Origin of the sequence: Streptomyces sp. NPDC005863, assembly GCF_042871345.1 — a bacterium.
In the GTDB taxonomy this organism is placed as follows: Bacteria; Actinomycetota; Actinomycetes; order Streptomycetales; family Streptomycetaceae; genus Streptomyces.
Window position 1 is genome coordinate 1134736 of record NZ_JBIAII010000002.1, and the last position, 16290, is coordinate 1151025.

General features: G+C 68.4%; 15 protein-coding genes and 1 pseudogene. 9 read left to right on the plus strand and 7 right to left on the minus strand.

Annotation, left to right across the window (positions count from 1 at the left end; genetic code table 11):
- Positions 1–55 precede the first annotated feature (55 nt).
- Positions 56–3847: a hypothetical protein gene (locus tag ACFYO9_RS11095; RefSeq protein ID WP_358773696.1), complete on the minus strand. Its 3792-nt coding sequence runs from the start codon at positions 3845–3847 to the stop codon at positions 56–58.
- A gap of 572 nt (positions 3848–4419) precedes the next feature.
- On the opposite strand from ACFYO9_RS11095, the gene ACFYO9_RS11100 reads away from it, so the two are divergent.
- Together ACFYO9_RS11100 and ACFYO9_RS11105 are read left to right on the plus strand one after the other, a co-directional pair.
- Complete coding sequence (locus tag ACFYO9_RS11100) at positions 4420–4875, plus strand: hypothetical protein (RefSeq protein ID WP_355805979.1); 456 nt, start codon at positions 4420–4422, stop codon at positions 4873–4875.
- Positions 4876–5570: 695 nt separating this feature from the next.
- The gene (locus ACFYO9_RS11105) at positions 5571–5852 is read left to right on the plus strand and encodes a hypothetical protein (protein ID WP_358773694.1); all 282 of its coding nucleotides are present in this window, start codon (positions 5571–5573) and stop codon (positions 5850–5852) included.
- Positions 5853–6262: 410 nt separating this feature from the next.
- On the opposite strand, the gene ACFYO9_RS11110 is transcribed toward ACFYO9_RS11105, so the two are convergent.
- Positions 6263–6403: a hypothetical protein gene (locus ACFYO9_RS11110; RefSeq protein ID WP_358773692.1), complete on the minus strand. Its 141-nt coding sequence runs from the start codon at positions 6401–6403 to the stop codon at positions 6263–6265.
- Positions 6404–6617: 214 nt separating this feature from the next.
- Between ACFYO9_RS11110 and ACFYO9_RS11115 the strand changes: the two genes are divergently transcribed.
- The 4 genes from ACFYO9_RS11115 (at position 6618) to ACFYO9_RS11130 (ending at position 9021) form a co-directional block, all read left to right on the plus strand.
- Complete coding sequence (locus ACFYO9_RS11115) at positions 6618–7346, plus strand: dienelactone hydrolase family protein (protein ID WP_358773690.1); 729 nt, start codon at positions 6618–6620, stop codon at positions 7344–7346.
- 113 nt (positions 7347–7459) lie between these two features.
- A complete protein-coding gene (locus tag ACFYO9_RS11120) occupies positions 7460–7801 on the plus strand; it encodes a metalloregulator ArsR/SmtB family transcription factor (protein WP_358773688.1) in 342 nt (113 codons plus the stop codon).
- Positions 7802–7804: 3 nt separating this feature from the next.
- Positions 7805–8401 (plus strand): SRPBCC family protein, encoded by a 597-nt coding sequence (locus tag ACFYO9_RS11125; protein WP_358773686.1) that lies wholly within the window; start codon positions 7805–7807, stop codon positions 8399–8401.
- Positions 8401–9021 (plus strand): dihydrofolate reductase family protein, encoded by a 621-nt coding sequence (locus ACFYO9_RS11130; protein WP_358773684.1) that lies wholly within the window; start codon positions 8401–8403, stop codon positions 9019–9021. Before ACFYO9_RS11125 ends, ACFYO9_RS11130 begins: the two co-directional genes overlap by 1 nt.
- A 578-nt stretch (positions 9022–9599) precedes the next feature.
- Here the strand turns inward: ACFYO9_RS11130 and ACFYO9_RS11135 are convergent.
- A complete protein-coding gene (locus ACFYO9_RS11135; protein WP_358773682.1) occupies positions 9600–10955 on the minus strand; it encodes an MFS transporter in 1356 nt (451 codons plus the stop codon).
- A 96-nt stretch (positions 10956–11051) separates the two neighbouring features.
- On the opposite strand from ACFYO9_RS11135, the gene ACFYO9_RS11140 reads away from it, so the two are divergent.
- Together ACFYO9_RS11140 and ACFYO9_RS11145 are read left to right on the plus strand one after the other, a co-directional pair.
- The gene (locus ACFYO9_RS11140) at positions 11052–11501 is read left to right on the plus strand and encodes a hypothetical protein (RefSeq protein WP_358773680.1); all 450 of its coding nucleotides are present in this window, start codon (positions 11052–11054) and stop codon (positions 11499–11501) included.
- A 114-nt stretch (positions 11502–11615) separates the two neighbouring features.
- Positions 11616–12026 (plus strand): ArsR family transcriptional regulator, encoded by a 411-nt coding sequence (locus ACFYO9_RS11145; protein ID WP_358773678.1) that lies wholly within the window; start codon positions 11616–11618, stop codon positions 12024–12026.
- A gap of 121 nt (positions 12027–12147) precedes the next feature.
- On the opposite strand, the gene ACFYO9_RS11150 is transcribed toward ACFYO9_RS11145, so the two are convergent.
- The 4 genes and pseudogenes from ACFYO9_RS11150 to ACFYO9_RS11165 all read right to left on the minus strand — a co-directional run bounded on the left by ACFYO9_RS11150 (position 12148) and on the right by ACFYO9_RS11165 (position 14837).
- Positions 12148–12330 carry a hypothetical protein gene (locus ACFYO9_RS11150; protein WP_358773677.1) on the minus strand — a complete coding sequence of 61 codons (183 nt, stop codon included), beginning with the start codon at positions 12328–12330 and terminating at the stop codon, positions 12148–12150.
- Between the two features lie 357 nt (positions 12331–12687).
- A pseudogene (locus ACFYO9_RS11155) lies at positions 12688–12831 on the minus strand (transposase); the annotation flags it as partial.
- 43 nt (positions 12832–12874) lie between these two features.
- Positions 12875–13867, minus strand: coding sequence for an aldo/keto reductase (locus tag ACFYO9_RS11160; protein WP_358773675.1), 993 nt, complete (start codon positions 13865–13867; stop codon positions 12875–12877).
- A 235-nt stretch (positions 13868–14102) separates the two neighbouring features.
- Positions 14103–14837, minus strand: a complete 735-nt coding sequence (locus ACFYO9_RS11165) for an alpha/beta hydrolase (RefSeq protein WP_358773673.1) — start codon at positions 14835–14837, stop codon at positions 14103–14105.
- 354 nt (positions 14838–15191) lie between these two features.
- Between ACFYO9_RS11165 and ACFYO9_RS11170 the strand changes: the two genes are divergently transcribed.
- Entirely contained in the window at positions 15192–16286 is a 1095-nt protein-coding gene (locus tag ACFYO9_RS11170) for a hypothetical protein (RefSeq protein WP_358773671.1), read from the plus strand.
- Positions 16287–16290: the final 4 nt, after the last annotated feature.

Genomic DNA, 16290 nt, shown 5'->3' on the forward strand with positions numbered 1-16290 from the left:
GTGAAGTAGCGCAACGGCCAGACGGGTAGCGCCAAAGGATCTGCCCGCCGGTACTTCAGCAGAGCTTGCGATAGGCGAATTCCGGTAGATAGGCCTGCCATTCCACCCGGGACGGACCACCGCCTGCACGTGCGCAGACAGAAGCGGTGGCACGACGAGAATCCACTGCATAGGACTGCGGAAGGGTGTGCTCGCCGGCAGCGACAACTGTGCGCCCGTCTGAAGCGAAGACCAGAGCGACGATGGCATCGCCCCGCGTGGGATAGGGCAGACCGAGAGGCTGACGGGAGGCGATGTCCCACAGTTGAAGCGTGCCTCTCTCTCCTCCGACTGCCAGAACCTTTCCATCGGGAGAGTAGGCCAGTGCGGACACCGCCTCGGCGCCTCCCGGTCGGCCGGGTCGATAGGTTCCATCGAGAGCTCCGAGCCGCTGCTTGACCGCTCCGTCCCACAGAACGACGCTTCCCAGGTCGCCGCCGGCCGCCAGCTGCCCACCGTCGGATCTGTACGCCAGAGCCGATGGCTGCGGCATCTTCAGCGTGCGAGAGGTGGCCGAGCTCGGGAGGCCGGAAAGGATCCGTCCCGCAGTGGCAAGTGTTCGGCCGCTCGGGCGCAAGACGACCTGACCGGGACTGACGGCGGCAGGAGGAGGCGAGTAACCGATGGCAATCGGTTTGCTGGCTCTTCTCTTCCTCGTCCCTCGCGAGGTGTCCCATACGTCGATGTCTTCAAAGCCTTCTCGGAGGGAAAATAACGATCGCCCGTCAGGGCTGAAGGTGATTCCCTCCATCTCGCCGCTACCCACATCGGGTAACGGCCGGGGGAAGGTGATCGAGTGAGCAGGGCCTTGCCGTTGCATATCCCAGAGCGTCAGACTTTCACGTACTCGGTTGCCATCGTCGTTGAAGAGGGTTCGGCCGTACGCGAGAGTTTCGCCATCGGGACTGAGAGCGAAGGTGGTGGAGCACAGTCCCCTCACGTGACGCTCGCGTGGTTCGCGGCAGTGCAGGTTCGGTGTATGAGTGATGCGTTTCGCCTCTGGCAGCCTCCAGACTTCGAACCAGGAGAAGTCTCCGCTGTGCCGCTTGAGCCCCAACGAGCGGCCGTCTGGAGTGAACGTTCCTTGCGTAGCCGGTTCCTTGTGCCACTTTCCCGTCATGACGGATCCGTATGAGAGCGTGCGCACGGTGCGATCGTAAGATCCGTGACCGCTGAGGTAGCGGATCACTCCAGCGTCTGTGTCGAAGCGGAGTTGTGTGGCGTACTCGTCAGCGAGCGGGAATCGCATGACCGGTCTTGCGGGGTCCGCGACCCGCCACATGAGGATCTCTTGACCGTCGGTGGCCGCCACGAACTTTCCGTCGGGGCTGAACTCGAACTCATCCAGTCCTCGGTGCCGGATCCGGGCTGATACCCGCCCGGAGGCCAGGTCCCAGATCAGGAGGTCTTTCGAGGTGTATACGGCCATTCCGCGACTGTCCGGCGTGAAGCTCAGAGCCCGAGAACGACATGCCAGCTTCAGTTGCGCTTGCGGCCGTCGAAGGGGCAGCTCGCGGTGCTTGACCACATCCCATAGTTGAACTCGTCCCCCGGCGCGAGGACACAGGGCCAGAAAACGGTCATTCGGGCTGAGGCTCGGGCGCTGCACCCAGCGGCTTTTCTTGAAGAGCAGTCGGTGGTCCTTCATGTCCCACAGCCGCACACCTCCGTAGCCGTCTTCGACCAGAACAGTGCGGCCACTGGGCCCGAAGGAGTTCCTGTAATACCCCCTGTCCTCCACGCCGGAGCCTATGAATTTTCCCGTACGCACGTCCTGCAGGCTGGTCAGTCCGCCCGAGGCCGTGACCCCGTTGCGCCCGTCAGGGCTGACATCCCACAACGGTCCCAACCCTCTGACTGGCCGCGACGCTGTCCTTGAATGGGCGGTGACATCCCACATCTGCACAGTCCGGTCATCCGCAGTCACCGCGATACGACCATCCTTACTGAGGAATGCCTTCCCATCCTCTGCTCCGGCGAGGCGGTAGGCGTCCTGCTCGGGTTGGTTCATGGCACCCAACAACGCCGAGCGAGTCTCCGGACTCTCGTGCAGCGCCCCCGCCGCGAGGCTGAGCCTCATCGCGAGGACCGGCTCGGACGAACGCAGGCTCTGAGCAACGGCGCTCACCCTACGAGCGACTGATTCAGCTTGCCGTTGATCACTCGTCCTGTTCTGCTGCCAAGCAATCACTCCTGCTATCAGCGCGCCCACCACGGCCAGCGACACCACGCAGACGACAGCGCTCCGCATCCGACGTGCGCGGGCGCGAGAGGCTATACAGGCATCGAGGAAGTCCCTTTCCGGAGCGGTAAGTTCGGCGCGAGCACCGGTGATGTGGAAGAGGCTTTCGACCTCGGCAAGTTCAGCGCCCCGTAACAGCGATCCGCTGTCGCGGCCACGGTCGTGCCAGTTTCGAGCCGCGTCGGTCAGGCGCCGGTGCCGACACAGCCGCTCACGGTTCTCATCCACCCAGTTCCGCAACCTGGGCCAGGCGGAGATCAGCGCTTCGTGGGACAGCTCCACCGTGTCGTCATCCAAGGTCACCAACCGGGCGTCGGCCAGGTGGTCGAGGACGGTTTCCCGGCCTGTGGATTCGGTCAGGCCCAACTCCGCCCGTTTTGCAGGCCGCCGGGTATCCGGCACCCCCTCACCGGGGGTGATCAAACGCAGCAGGATACGGCGGGCCTCTTCGGCCTGCGAGGGCGAGAACTGGATGAAACAAGCTTCTGCGGTTTGGGATATGGCACCGTGCAGGCCGCCGGCAGCTTCGTAGCCCTCCAGTGTGAGGGTGCGACCGCGGCGTCTTTTCCAGGTTTCGAGGAGGGTGTGCGACAGCAAGGCCAGCGCACCGGGTTCACCTTCGGTCTCATGGATAAGGCGCGCCGTCAGCGCCCGTTCGACGATCAGCCGGTCCGCGGCAGCAGGCTTGACGATCACTTCGCGCAACTCGTCGGCGGACATCGGCCCGACGGGCAGAGCGGCCTCGGCCACGGCAGTGGCCAGACCTTGGTGCTGAAGAAGACGGCCATAGAAGTCCGCTCGTACACCCAGCACGACCCGAAGACGGCTGTCAGCAGCCTGAGATGTCCACAGCGAATCCATGAACTCCCGCCTCTCGCGGGAGTCCCTGCAGAGGGTGAACGCCTCTTCAAACTGGTCTATCACCAGCCATGTATCTCCCGACCCGTCAGCCGGAACGAACCGCTGATGGTGATCACGCATCGGCCGGGGACCGGGAGTGAAAATCCGGATCGCCGCTGGACGCGACGTTGGATCCTCGGCCTCCCGCAGCCGGGGTATGAGGCCCGCCCGCAACAGTGAAGACTTGCCGCTCCCCGAAGGCCCCAGCACTACGACACAACGGTGAGCCCGTGTCAGGGCGGTGAGACGATCCGTGAGGCGGGACCGGCCGAAAAACCGCGCGCGATCGCCCGGTTCGAAACGGGCCAGTCCGCGGTAGGGCGGGTCCGCCGACTCCTCGTCCATGGCCCGGGGCTCAGCAACTTGTTCCTCATGAACCGTCCGCCATCGCCGCTCCCAGTCCGCCGGGTCGCCACCACACACCGTCACATAGGCCAACGTCAGCGGTAACGACGGCAACACCTCCCCGCCCGCAGCGCGCGACAGCGCGGCGACGGAGTACCCCGACTCGTGCGCCATAGACCGGTACGTGGGGCTGCCCGCCTCCTGGCGCAACTTGCGCAACTCGAAAGCGAATCGCTGCACCGGTCCGGTGACCGGATCAATCGGCTTCTCACGACGTCCCACCGCGATCTCAGCCCTCTCCCCCCGATGTTCAGCGCTCATGATCAGCCCATCACGCAACCACACCAGCAACAAGGCACCCGCAAGCCAGCCCAGTGGAGTCTCAGGACGGCTTTGGCTCCGTGTAAGCCCGCGCGGAGAGCCGGTGATGTCGAGGACGCCGCAGCGATGAGGTGGCAGTAGGCGCCGACGGCGATCGCCCACCCGCATGTGCTGGCGGTGTCGTAGCGGAACTGGTCGAGGTAGGCAGGTCAGGTATCGATGCAGTCATCGGCATCCTCCCGGCGCGAGACTGGCAGGTCCCCCCCTCGCGCCTGGGCGGTCAACCAGGACGACCGAACGACGGCCAGGCTCCGCATGACTGGCCTCGCCAGGGCTGCCAGCACGGACCGGTGGGCCACCTCATTCATTGTCTACGTGCACGAACGGGGGCTGTGAGACAACGATCCGGCCGCTGAACTAGCACTCGTGGCACCGGGAGAGCGGTCGCACTGTGCTCTCTCCCCTCCTATCGGGGCCCCCTTACCGCGTCTATGGGACGGATAGGGGACTGGGGCCACGCAAATGCCGAACGACCGAGGCCCATCAGGGCCTGACCTTTGAGAGGACGTCAGATGAGGTACGCGACAAAGGCGGTGCAGGGCATCGCTGCGAGCGCACTCGCAGCGGGGCTGCTCACGCTGTCTCCCGGCAATGCTTTGGCCAACAACCACGGGACGGTGTCTGGGGAACGTCCGTCTTCGGCGGTGACGACGTCGGCAGCCGATCACCGGCCGACAAGTACGGCGACGGAACACCTCTTCGACAGGGCAGGCAAGTCGGTGACCGTGACGTCAGACATCCGGTGGGACACGCAGGGGCGGGACCGCGTGCCGAAGTGCGCCCGACACGGCTCGCTGGTCACCTCCGGTTGGACCGACCACCTGAAGCTGCACAACAAGTGTCCCTCTTCTGTCACCTACCACGTGATCCTCGACCACAAGCCGGACAAGTGGCACAGGGTCCGCGCCGGCAAGACCTGGAAGACAAGCTGGGCATATCCTGGCAAGTTGCACAAGGTCGGCGCCTGACCTGACCCACGGAGCAGCCCCGCACGCGCCGAAGGCGTGCGGGGCTGCTCCCTTCCCCCTAGGAGCGGCGCGGATTGCCTCCTCGGCGCGTGGTTGGCATGGCTGCGGGTGGTCATGCGTCGTGGCTCCTGTTCAGGGCTGCCGGTCGCGGGGGTATGGCTGAGGCTCCGCCCAGCAACGTGCGGCAGAGGGCCGGGCTGAACACGGCCCCGCTGGACGTCGGATTCGGAGAGATCCGCCAGCAGCTCGCGTACAAGACGTCGTGGTACGGCTCTGCCCTGAGTAGGTGACGTCCATAGATGGGTGCTATGCCAGAAAGGCGGGTGATCCCGGGCATCACTGTGTTCGCTTGGCGGTGATCTTCTATGCGGCAATGACCGCTATAGGAATCCCTTTCGCGCGCAACGTCGCAGATCTTGCCGATCGATTCTTCGCGTTCCTTTTGGCCTCACTCCCTGGCCCTGGGGAGAGGTCTTCGCCACGCCAACTTCGGATTTTCGCATGGGTGATGGTGGGCTTTGGGCTTGTCGGTCTACTTGTGGAAATCCGAACCGGTGTAACCTGAAATTTAGAGCGCCTTCCGGGTGGAAACTTCCGATTGATGTCTGTCAGCGGCGTATCTCCGCTGACAGACATCAGGGCCGTCTCGGTGGGGCGCAAGCGAATCTGCTGAGCCAGCCCACCAGCGTGACCCCGTGACCGACGACGATTACCGTGCGGCGCTGGCATCCCTCCGAGCCACCTGGCGCGAGGACGGCCGCACCGTCGAGAAGGTCGACGACGGCATCACCACCATCCTCGACGACGGCATCCGGGTGACCCTCCGCCTCGGCTACTACGACGACGAGCCCGAACTGCTCGCCGAGGGCACATGCATGCGCTACCGGCACAACTACGGCGATGCATACGACTACTCGTACGACGACAACGGAGACGGGACGATCGACGCATACGAGCGGCCGAACGACGAGTACTAGCGGCCGAACTTCTCATGAGCGTCGGCGTCGGGCCGCACCCTGCGTGCGCCGCGAGGGTGCGGCCCGCCTCAGGAACTGTTCACTTGCGCCAGGAAGGTGTCAGCGATGCGCGACGAGCGTCGGCCAGGTGATGAAGATGAGCCGACATGGGGTTCCTTCCAACATGGGGAAAAGGTCTTTGCCTCGGCCGGGTTCACCGGGCTGGGGCTGGTGCCTGCTGCTCTTGCGGCTCAGCGAGTTCGCGGAGGGGACCAAGCGGGCGGCAGAGGAGGTCACTTCGTGCCTGACGACGTTCCTGGCCGCCCTGTTCGTCCTTGAGTTCACTTCACTCTGGGGCTGCACGCCACCAACTCCTGGCTTCCGGCGGCAGCGGCAACCGTGCTCGGGGTCGTGGCGAACCTGATCGTCGCCTAGGTCTTTTTGCCCTTCTTGATCCTCCGCTCACGCCAGATCCCGCCCAGTCCGGCGATGAGGATGATGGCGACCAGGATGATTGCGCCCGTGGGCCAGAACGGTGTCGGCTTGTCCGCGGCAAAGTGCAGGAACTCCACAGCCCCACCTCTTCCGCGAGTCACAGGACTGGCATCGCCGCCGATCCCTTCTGCCACCCACTACCCCGTTCCGGTCGCGGCAGTGCGCCTGTCAGGTGGCTTCCCGGCCGCCCTCGACGCGTGGTGGCGCGCGCCCGGCCCCGCCGCAACCCGCGCTCTGCCTGCGGCAGAACATTGGCCGGACCGGGCTCGACGATCACTACAGTCCGGGCTCATGACGACGATTTCGACGCGTACGGTCGCGTACCCGGCCGACGGTTTGACGATGATCGGGCACCTCGCGCTCCCGGCCGGTGCCGGCCGGCGGCCCGCGGTGCTGGTCGGACCGGAGGGCATGGGGCTCAGCGACGTGGAGCGGCGCCGGGCCGATGCTCTCGCCGAACTGGGATATGTGGCGCTGGCGTTCGATCTGCACGGCGGGCGTTATCTGGGTGAGCCCGAGGAGATGCTGGCCCGTTGCATGCCGCTGCTCGCCGACCCCGACCGGATGCGGGACATCGGCCACGCGGCGCTCGACGTGTTGCGTGCCGATCCCCGGGCCGACCCCGACCGGATCGCCGCCGTCGGCTACGGCACCGGAGGCGCCATCGCGCTGGAACTCGGCCGCGACGGCGTCGACCTGCGCGCGATCGGGACGGTCAACGCGACCACCACGGGCCGGCCGGGCGAGGCGGCACGCATTCGCTGCCCGGTGTGGGCCGGGGTCGGGTCGGAGGATCCGATCATGGCGCCCGCGCAACGGAACGCGTTCACCGCCGAGATGCAGGCCGCGGGCGTCGACTGGCGCCTCACGATCTACGGCGGCGCCCTGCACGCCTTCCACCACCCGCCGGTCGACCATCCCGCGGTGCCCGGCGTCGGCTACCACCCACGGCACGCGCAGCGAGCCTGGCGCGACGTCGTCGACCTGCTCGCCGAGTGCCTGCCCGTGACGGAGGAGTGAGGGTCCACGGGGGAGGGATCCGGCTCGCTGCTCCTCGACCTCGACCTCAACCTCGACCTCGACCTCGACCCCGACCGCTTGACGTATGCCCATATCGGCATATGATTTTGTCCATGGCAAGAGCAGCGACGACGTCGGACGTCTTCAACGCGATCGCCGAGCCTCAGCGCCGGGACATCCTGGTGCTGCTGCGGGCGGGCGAGCGGTCGGTGACCGAGGTGGCCGAGGGGTTGGGGATGACCCAGCCGGGGGCGTCCAAACACCTACGGGTACTCCGGGAGGTCGGGCTGGTGCGCGACCGCAAGGCAGGCAAGCAGCGCCTGTACGGGCTCGACGCCGGCGGGCTGCGGCCCGTCCACGAGTGGACCGGCGGTTTCGAACAGTTCTGGAACGAGAGCTTCGACCGACTGGACACCTACGTACAGGACCTGAAGCAGACGAGGAAAGCGGAGTAGCTGATGAGCACGGCAGAACGAGGGGCGCCGGCGCAGTCGCCACAAGGGGCGCCGCCGCAGTTGTCACAAGGAAAGCCGGCGCATCCGTCACAAAGAACTACGGCGCAGTCGTCGCCAGCCGACCGGGAGCTCGTCATCTCCCGCATCATCGACGCCCCACGGGAGCTGGTGTACGAGACGTTCACCGACGTCCGGCACCTGTCGCGATGGTGGGGGCCGGCAGGGTTCACCACCACCACGCGGGCGTTCGAGTTCCGCGTCGGCGGAGTGTGGGACTTCGTGATGCACGCGCCGGACGGGACGGACTACCAGGAGTGGATCACCTGGACCGAGCTCACCCCGCCGGAACGGATCGCGATGCTCCACGGTGAGACCCGCGACGACCCGAACGCCTTCGAGTCGGTCCTGACGTTCGAGACGCTCGAGACGTTCGAGCCCGACGGCACGGCGACCCGGATCGGGATGCACACGGTGTTTCCCACCAAGGAGCAGCGCGACGAGGCGGTCGAGAAGTACCACGCGATCGAGGCCGGCCGGCAGACCCTGGGCAACCTGGCCGCCTACGTCACCGAGATCGCCCGGAAGGGAGCGGAGGGCTGATGGTCGGCAAGGTGTTCTTCAGCGTGTCGATGTCGCTGGACGGGTTCATCGCGCCCGAGTCCTCCGAGGAGTTGATGGGGCAGCAGTGGATGGAGCTGCAACGGTGGGTCTTCCCGCAGCGGTTCTTCCGGGAGAACCTGAAGCTGGGCGGGGGCGGTGAGGAGGGGCGCGACAACGACATCGTGCGTGAGACGTTCGAGCGCACCGGCGCGAGCGTGATGGGCAAGCGCATGTTCGACGCCGGCGAGCGGATGTGGCCGGAGGAGGCGCCGTTCCACACGCCGGTCTTCGTCGTGACGCACGAGAAGCGTGACCCCTGGGAGCGGCCGGGCGGTACCACGTTCCACTTCGTCGACGACGGCATCGAATCCGCCCTCGCCCAGGCCCGCGAGGCCGCCGGCGACCGGGACGTCCGCGTCGCGGGTGGCGGCGCGACGATCCTGGAGTACGTGAACGCCGGCCTGATCGACGAGTTCTCGATCGCCCTCTCCCCCGTGCTGTTCGGCTCCGGAATCCGCCTGTTCGAGGGCGTGGACGCGGGCCGCGTCGCCCTGGAACAGGTCCACGCGGAGCCCTCTTCGCGGGTGACGCATGTGACTTACGCGGTCAGGGAGCGGTGACTGTTCCGAACTCGGGTCTTTCCCCGGGCAGTTAGCCGCCCGCGGATAGCCCCCGGTCCGGCCCGGTCCGGCCCGGCCATCGTCGAGCCAGGCCACCTCTCGTGGGCGCAGTCACTCCGTCGGGGGCACGTACGCATTCGTCGCAGGCGGCTCCGCGGCAGGAGTTGCCTCGTCCATCTCGGCTACATCCATGTCGACCGCGCAGCCTTCCGGGATCTTCTCGCCGGAAGTCGCGCAGGCCGAGGGGTCGACATCGGGGGCAACCCTGTGCGCCTGGCGCCGGCTCTTCCCCTGTTCGCCCGAGGTCGAGGTACCCGTAGGCGAGTTGCCGTCCGAGGAAGACGAGCAGGCCACTGAGCCCATCACGGTGCACAGGATGAAAACTGCCGAAGCTGCGGCAGTACGAGTACGCATGCGAGTTCCCCCAACGCGGACGCGGAGTGTCCGGCCCCCCGGTCGATCGGCCATGTCACCTTACGTCGTACAGCCGGCGGCGATGGTGCACTTCGCGGCGGAGCAGCACGTGGACCTCGTCCGAGGTGTCGCCCATGGCCCGGACGAGCGGGAGGGAGGGAGCCTCACGCCTTGTGGGGGGCCGGGACTTCGACCGGGAGCGTCGTGTCGGTCGTGGGCTGTGGGGTCTTCGCTCTCGCTCCGTGGGCGGCTTCCGCGCGGCGGGCCAGCGGGACGGCGCCCGCTGCCGCCACCGCGTAGATCAGGCCGATGATGAGCCAGCCCGTGGCGTTGAGCGTCGAGAGGGCCAGGGTGACCAGGACGGGGCCGCAGGAGCGGATGAGGTGGGTTCCGACGCTCCAGGCACCCTGGTACTCGCCGAGGCGTGCGGCGTCGGCGAGGTCGTACGACAGGCCCCAGGAGCCCGCCGATTGCAGGAGTTCGGTGAGGGTGAGCAGCACGACGGCGGTGAACAGGGCCGTCAGGCAGAGCAGCGGGCCGAGGGTTTCGGCGAGGGCGAAAAGGGCTGCGGCGGTCAGCAGAAAGTAGCCGCCGCGGCGCAGGACGCGAGCCGCCGACGACACGGTGGTGACGGTGCGGCCGACGCGCATCTGGAAGCCGATGGCCACCAGGACGTTGGTGAACAGCAGGGCGGAGGTGGCCCAGGCGGGCGCCCGGGTGTGGTGGGTGACCCAGAGCGGCATGCCGATCTCCAGCAGCTCCATGTGCATGATCAGGACGCCGTTGAGGAGGGAGAGGGTCAGGTAGGGCCGGTCGCGCAGGACCCCCGACCGCTTGGCCCCCTTCGGGCTGGTCCCCTTCGGACCGGTCCTCTTCGGGTTCATCCTCTTCGCGCGTGCCGTGCCGTCGGGCCCGGGCCCGGCGGTGGTGGTGGCGGTGGTGGTGGCGGCGGTGGTGGTTTCCGGCAGCCGGGTGGCGACCAGCGCGACGGTCAGGACGCTGACCGCTCCCACGCCGATCAGGGCACGGAAGGCCACAGGGGTGTCCAGCGCGAGGGCGACCCCGAGGGCGGGCGTGCTCAGGGTGGCGCCGACGTTGCGCACGACGCGGTTGAACGCAAGCGTCCGCACACGGTTCTCCGGCGTGGTGATGGCGCCGAGGTACGCCTGCCGTACGGGCGCCACGGCGCTTTCCGCGAAGCCCGCCAGGCACGCCACCGCCAAGAACACCGGGTAGGAGTCGACGAGTTGGTATCCGGCGAGGATCAGGCCGCGCAGCACGCTGAGGCCGATGAGCAGGCGTCGGTGTCCGACGCGGTCTCCCAGCCGGCCAGCCGGAACGGCCACGACCAGTCCGGCGAGCGCGGCCAGGGACAGGCCGCTGCCGACCTGCACCGCGCCCAGGTGGGCAACCTTGGTGAAGAACAGGACGCCGCCGGCGAGCATGATGCCGGGCACCAGCGAGTCGAAGAAGGTCAGGGTGGCATAGACCCGCAAAGGGCCGCGCGGAGGCAGGATCATGCCGCTCACTGAAACCGTCGCACCCGGGCGGGTGACAGAGATTTAGGGTGGAGCTAAATCCATACGGTTCGACATCCAGAGGGGGCGGGCGGCGGCGTGATCGAGATCGAACTCGGAGTGGAGGACCTGGCGCGCGTGCGCTTCGCCATCTCCCCGCTGCAGGAGACGTGTCACAGCCTGTGGGCGCTGCGCGACCCCGGTGATTTCCCGCTGCACACGCGGTGGATGCGCCTGGTGCGCGCGCAGTTGGCGGGGCTGGACGGCGCACTGCTGCTCGCCCTGGTGAGCGATCGCCGCTGGCTGCCGGACTTCATCACCCCGCGCCCCCTGTCGCGAGTGCCGGAGATGAGCGAGGAGTTGGCCACCGTCCGGGCCACCGCGCCGGCCGTCGTACGCGAGGACATCGCGACCGCCTACCAGGACCAGCGCATGCCAGCGGTGCTGCGCGGCGACCCCGTCGTCCTGCGAGACCGGATCGCCGACGCTCTGGAGGCGTACTGGTACGTGGCGTTGGAACCGCACTGGCGCCGGATGCGGGCGGTGTAGGAGGCCGACATCCTCCACCGGGCCCAACAGCTCACGGACGGCGGCGCGGAGGCCCTCTTCGCCGATCTGCACCCCAACGTGCGCTGGGAGGCCGGGATCCTGCGGCTGCATCCCATGGGGGCCCACAGCCGGGTGCCGGCCGGTGGCGGGCTGACCCTGTGCCCGACGCTGTTCGGACGCAAGGCGACGGCGCCCATCGGCGAAGTGCCGCGCGTGGACTACCCCGCGCGCGGGGTCGCGACCCTGTGGGAAACCGTCGCGCCGCCGCCCGCCGACGCACTCGCCGCACTGGTCGGACGCCCGAAAGCCGCCCTGCTCGCGGCCCTGGACACCCCGGCGACGACCGGCACCCTCGCCCGGACACTCTGCGTCACCCCCAGCGCGGTCTCCCAGCACCTGGCCGTCCTCGCCGCGTGCGGCCTCGTCAGCCGGGCACGGGCCGGCCGCAGTGTCCTCTACGCCCGCAGCGAGCTGGGCGACCGACTCGGGGGCGCGGGTGACTCAGGTGGTTCGGAGGGGGCGTAGCAGCGGGCCCCGTGGCCGTCGTGGTCAGCCGGCCGCTGGCCGGTGCCGCCTCAAAGGCTCCGAAGCAGTGATCGCACCAGTCATGCGGTGATCTTCACGGTGTCGGCCCGGGCCACGAAGTTCACATCGCCTCTCCGCCTGCCGTGAGACGGCGACGCCACCAGAGGTAGGCACGCCACTGCCGACGAGCGGCGAAGGGATCAGGCAGGGTGCGGTCGAGGTACATGACGTCCAGGGAGGCGATCCGGTGCTTCAGCTCGGCGCGGGAGCGGAAGGGCAGCTTCGGCAGCACTTCTTCGAGCACGTCACGGGCATGACGAACATCGTCGAAGGAGCAGCCGCGGCATGAGCAGCGGGCGTCCTGGGGATACAAGGGCCGCCGCCCCGGCGGCTGCAGGAACGCTTGATATCGCCGCAGTGCACGGGCCGTGGCACCAGGGAAGAGGTAGTAGTCACCCGAGAGGCGCTCCGCTCGGTGTATCGCCAGGCTGGTACGGGCGGAAAGCCCGTGGATCCGAGTCGGCGGCGGATCCTCCCGGACACGAGGACCATGGTGCTGGGCGCGCAAGTCGCCGGGCCGTCTACGCGGCATCGGCCTTTCGGATTGCAGTCATGGCTGCCATCGTGCCAGCTCAACGCCCACGCGGCCAGGGATTAATGGGACACCCGCCGAGGCGGGCCCCTTCTTCACGAAGCCGGTCTCGTCCACGACCAGGACAGCACCGTCGGTGCCGAGGTGTTCGGCGGCGTAGGCGCGCAGATCGTCGCGGACGGCAGCGGCGTCCCAGCGGGCGTACCGCAGCAGGCGCCGCATCGGGCCGGGCAGATCGTGACGTCGGACTGGAGTCCTAACCCTGAGCGACCTCAGCGGTGTGTGCGGAGGTGTAGCGCTCTCCCCTCACCTGGTCGCTCAGCGGGTCCAGCGCGGCCAGTGCCTCGGCGTCCAGGGCGAGTTCCAGCGCGGCCGCGTTCTGCTCCAGCCGGGCCGGGCTGCGGGTGCCCGGAATGGTGGCCACCGCCACCCCGAGCCGCTCGGCCTGGGCGTACACCCAGGCCAGCGCCACCTGGGCCGGGGTGGCGCCCAGCCGGTCGGCCACCTCGCGCACGGTCTGCGCGATCTTCTCGTTGGCCTCGCCCGCCTCGCCGGCGAAGCGGGGGTTGGTGCGCCGGAAGTCCTTCTCGCCCAGCGTGGAGCGGTCCAGGGTGCCGGTCAGGAACCCCCGCCCCAGCGGCGAGTACGGCACGAGTCCGACCCCCAGCTCGGCCATCACCGGGGTGACCGCCTCGACGTCGCGGGTCCACAGCGAGAACTCGCTCTGCACCGCGGTGATCGGGTGCACCGCGTGCGCGCGGCGCAGCAGTTCGCCGTCGACCTCGGACAGGCCCAGATGGCGGACCTTGCCCGCCTCGACCAGCTCGGCCATCGCCCCGACGGTCTCCTCGATCTCGACGTCCTGGGGCGGACGGTGGGCGTAGTACAGGTCGATCACCTCGACGCCAAGGCGCAGCAGCGAGGCATCGCAGGAGCGGAGCACGAAGTCCCGGGCACCGCGGATGCGGCGTGCCCGGTCGCCGGCACTGCGGTCGATGCCGAACTTGGTGGCCAGCTGCACCTGGTCCCGGCGGCCGTGGACGGCCCGGCCCACCAGCACCTCGTTGTGCCCGGTGCCGTAGGCGTCGGCGGTGTCCAGGAACGTGATGCCCAGCTCCAGGGCCCGGTCGATGGTGGCCAGGCCGCCGTCCCAGTCGGCGGCGCCGTAGCTCTTGCTCATCCCCATGCACCCCAGGCCCATCGCGCTGACGGTGAGACCGGGTGAGCCGAGCGTGGTTCGAGTGATCATGCGCGGACACTCCTCCTGCCCGGCGGACCGGGCGGACCTCAAGGGCTGACGAATCCCTCGGACGCTAGGACTTGGAGCGCGCTCGAAGTCAAGCCGGAGGGCCGGGCCCCGTCGGCGGGTCGGGCGCGGCGGGAGCGGCGGGAGTTGCCGGAGCGGCGGGAGCGGCGGGAGTTGCCGGAGCGGTAGGAGCGGCGGCAGGGGCGGGAGCGGCAGAGTGATCGCGGCTGTGGTGCGCTCAGCTGACCGCCGGGAGTTGGCGCGCGAAGCGGCGGACCGCGTCGGTGAAGGCAGTTGGGTCATCGAAGTTCGCGAGATGGCGTGCCCGCGGGACCAATTCGACGCGGGCGTGCGGATGCGCGCGGGCGAAGTCCGCCTCCCCGGCGCGGAAAACGGCGTCCTTTTCGCCGTTCAGGATGAGGACCGGCACCTTCACCTGGCGCATCACATCCGCGTCGTAGCGTCCGAGTATCTCGTGCCAGGCTGCCGGCGAGGTATGGAAGGCGTAGCCGGAACGGATGGTCGCCTCCACCACTTCCGGCGGGTAGAGCCGTCGCAGCAACCGGTCGTTCCACCGGGTCAGCCGGTCCGCCGGCATACGGGGAACCAGCCCGGCGAGCCACCGGTAGGGCATCGCCCGGAACCCGCGCGTGGAAGCACTGGCGCCCGCCAGGACCATCCCCCGCAGTTGTTCCGGATAGCGCCGCGCGAACTCCAGTGAGACGTATCCACCGAGCGAGTGCCCGACGACCAGGGCCGGTCCGCGGTCGAGCGAGTCCACCGCGGAAGCGATGATCTCCGTCGCGGCACTCAGGCTCCATGGCTGGGCCGAACGCTCCCCATGGCCGGGCAGGTCTATGGCCGCTACCGGGAACTCCTCCCGGAGTGCGGCGAGTTGCATGCTCCACTGTCCCGCGCTGAAGCGCGTCCCGTGAACGAAGACTATGGGCACCGCGTCCGCTGCTGCTGTCATCAGGCCCCCCGGGTGACACCGTCCTCAACGCGACTCTACCGGCGGGCCTTTCGGCGCGATCAAGCGAGATACCGGAAGACGCTCACCGGAAGCCGCTCAAGCGCACTCCGTGCGGCAACAGACGAGGCAAGGAGCGTCCGGTTTCGGCGCCCCGGTCCGGGTGTTGGAGGTCGTCGGAGAACGCCCCACGCCTCGTCCCGCATGTCATCTTGTGCCATTTCACGCACGCTCTGTCGTTGTAAGGACTACCGTCCGTTGATGTCCGCACCCGAAATGGCTCCACGAGCCCCTCCCCCGCCTCGTTGAGAACCCCTCCGCCTCGTTCCGCACCTCCTCACTCTTCAGGAGCCCGACGTGAGTGGCCACCCTCCCTTCCCCGCGCCCAGGCCCCGCCCGGCCGAGGCCATGACGGCGCCTGAGGTCGACGCGGCACTGTCCACCCTGGCCCGGTGTTCAACCGCCCTCCTCGAGGAATCACAAGCGGAGCAGCAGCGCATGGAGGAGTTGAACGAGCTCAGCGAAGCCGGGATCGAGCAGCGCGCCGGCGACCGGAGAAAGTGGTACGACGCCGAGTGCGTGCTGCTCTCCGTACGCCTGAGGTTGGCCATCCGGTGTGCGAACGCGCACCGTGACGCGGCGCATCAATTCGTCTGCTGGTGGGTGGACGCGGCCATGGCGGCGTGGAAGTCCGCGGTCCACGGGACGCCCGTGCAGTACGCACGCCTGGGCGCGGCCGCGCCGGACACCTTGATGCTCCCTGACGACATGGCGCTACTGCCCGACGTGGACGAGCACACGCGCAAGATGGTGGAGCTGGGAGCCTTCCTCGGCACACCCCCGCCGGGGGCAGCCCCCGACAGCGACGACGGGTTCGCCGCCATGACCACCGACCTGGCAGCCCGGTCCGGCCTGTCGATTCGGCGGAACGAAATGGGCGGCATCGATGTGGTGAACGACGTCGACCCGGAGGCTCGGCGCCGCCGCCTCTGGGGGGACTACTGGCTCGATTTCGGCATCCCGGCGCTTCCCGCCCCCGACGAACTCGACGTACTCCTCGGCAACATCCCCGGTGAATCCGCGAGTCGCCTCCTCAACGCATCCCGGGCCGTCGTCAGTGCCGCCATGACCAAGCTGCGCATTTCGGAGTTGGAGGACACGGAGGCGCCGTGGACAGCGGCAGAGGTGGACGAGTACGAGCAACTGTCCGCCCAGCCAACTGGCCTGCACCGCCGCCCACTCCGAGGTACCCGGCGACGATCCGCCCACCGCCGTCGACATCCGCTTCCACGAGAACCTCGGCCGCTCCCCCGCCCCGTGGACGGTACGGTGCGACGCCGGCGGCAACGCCCACCCGCTCACGGAGGACGCACCGAGGTGACGTACCCGGGGGGCGCATCGGACCGCGAGAGGGGCGGCGTCCGTTGCGGACGCCGCCCCTTGCGTGACTGACCGG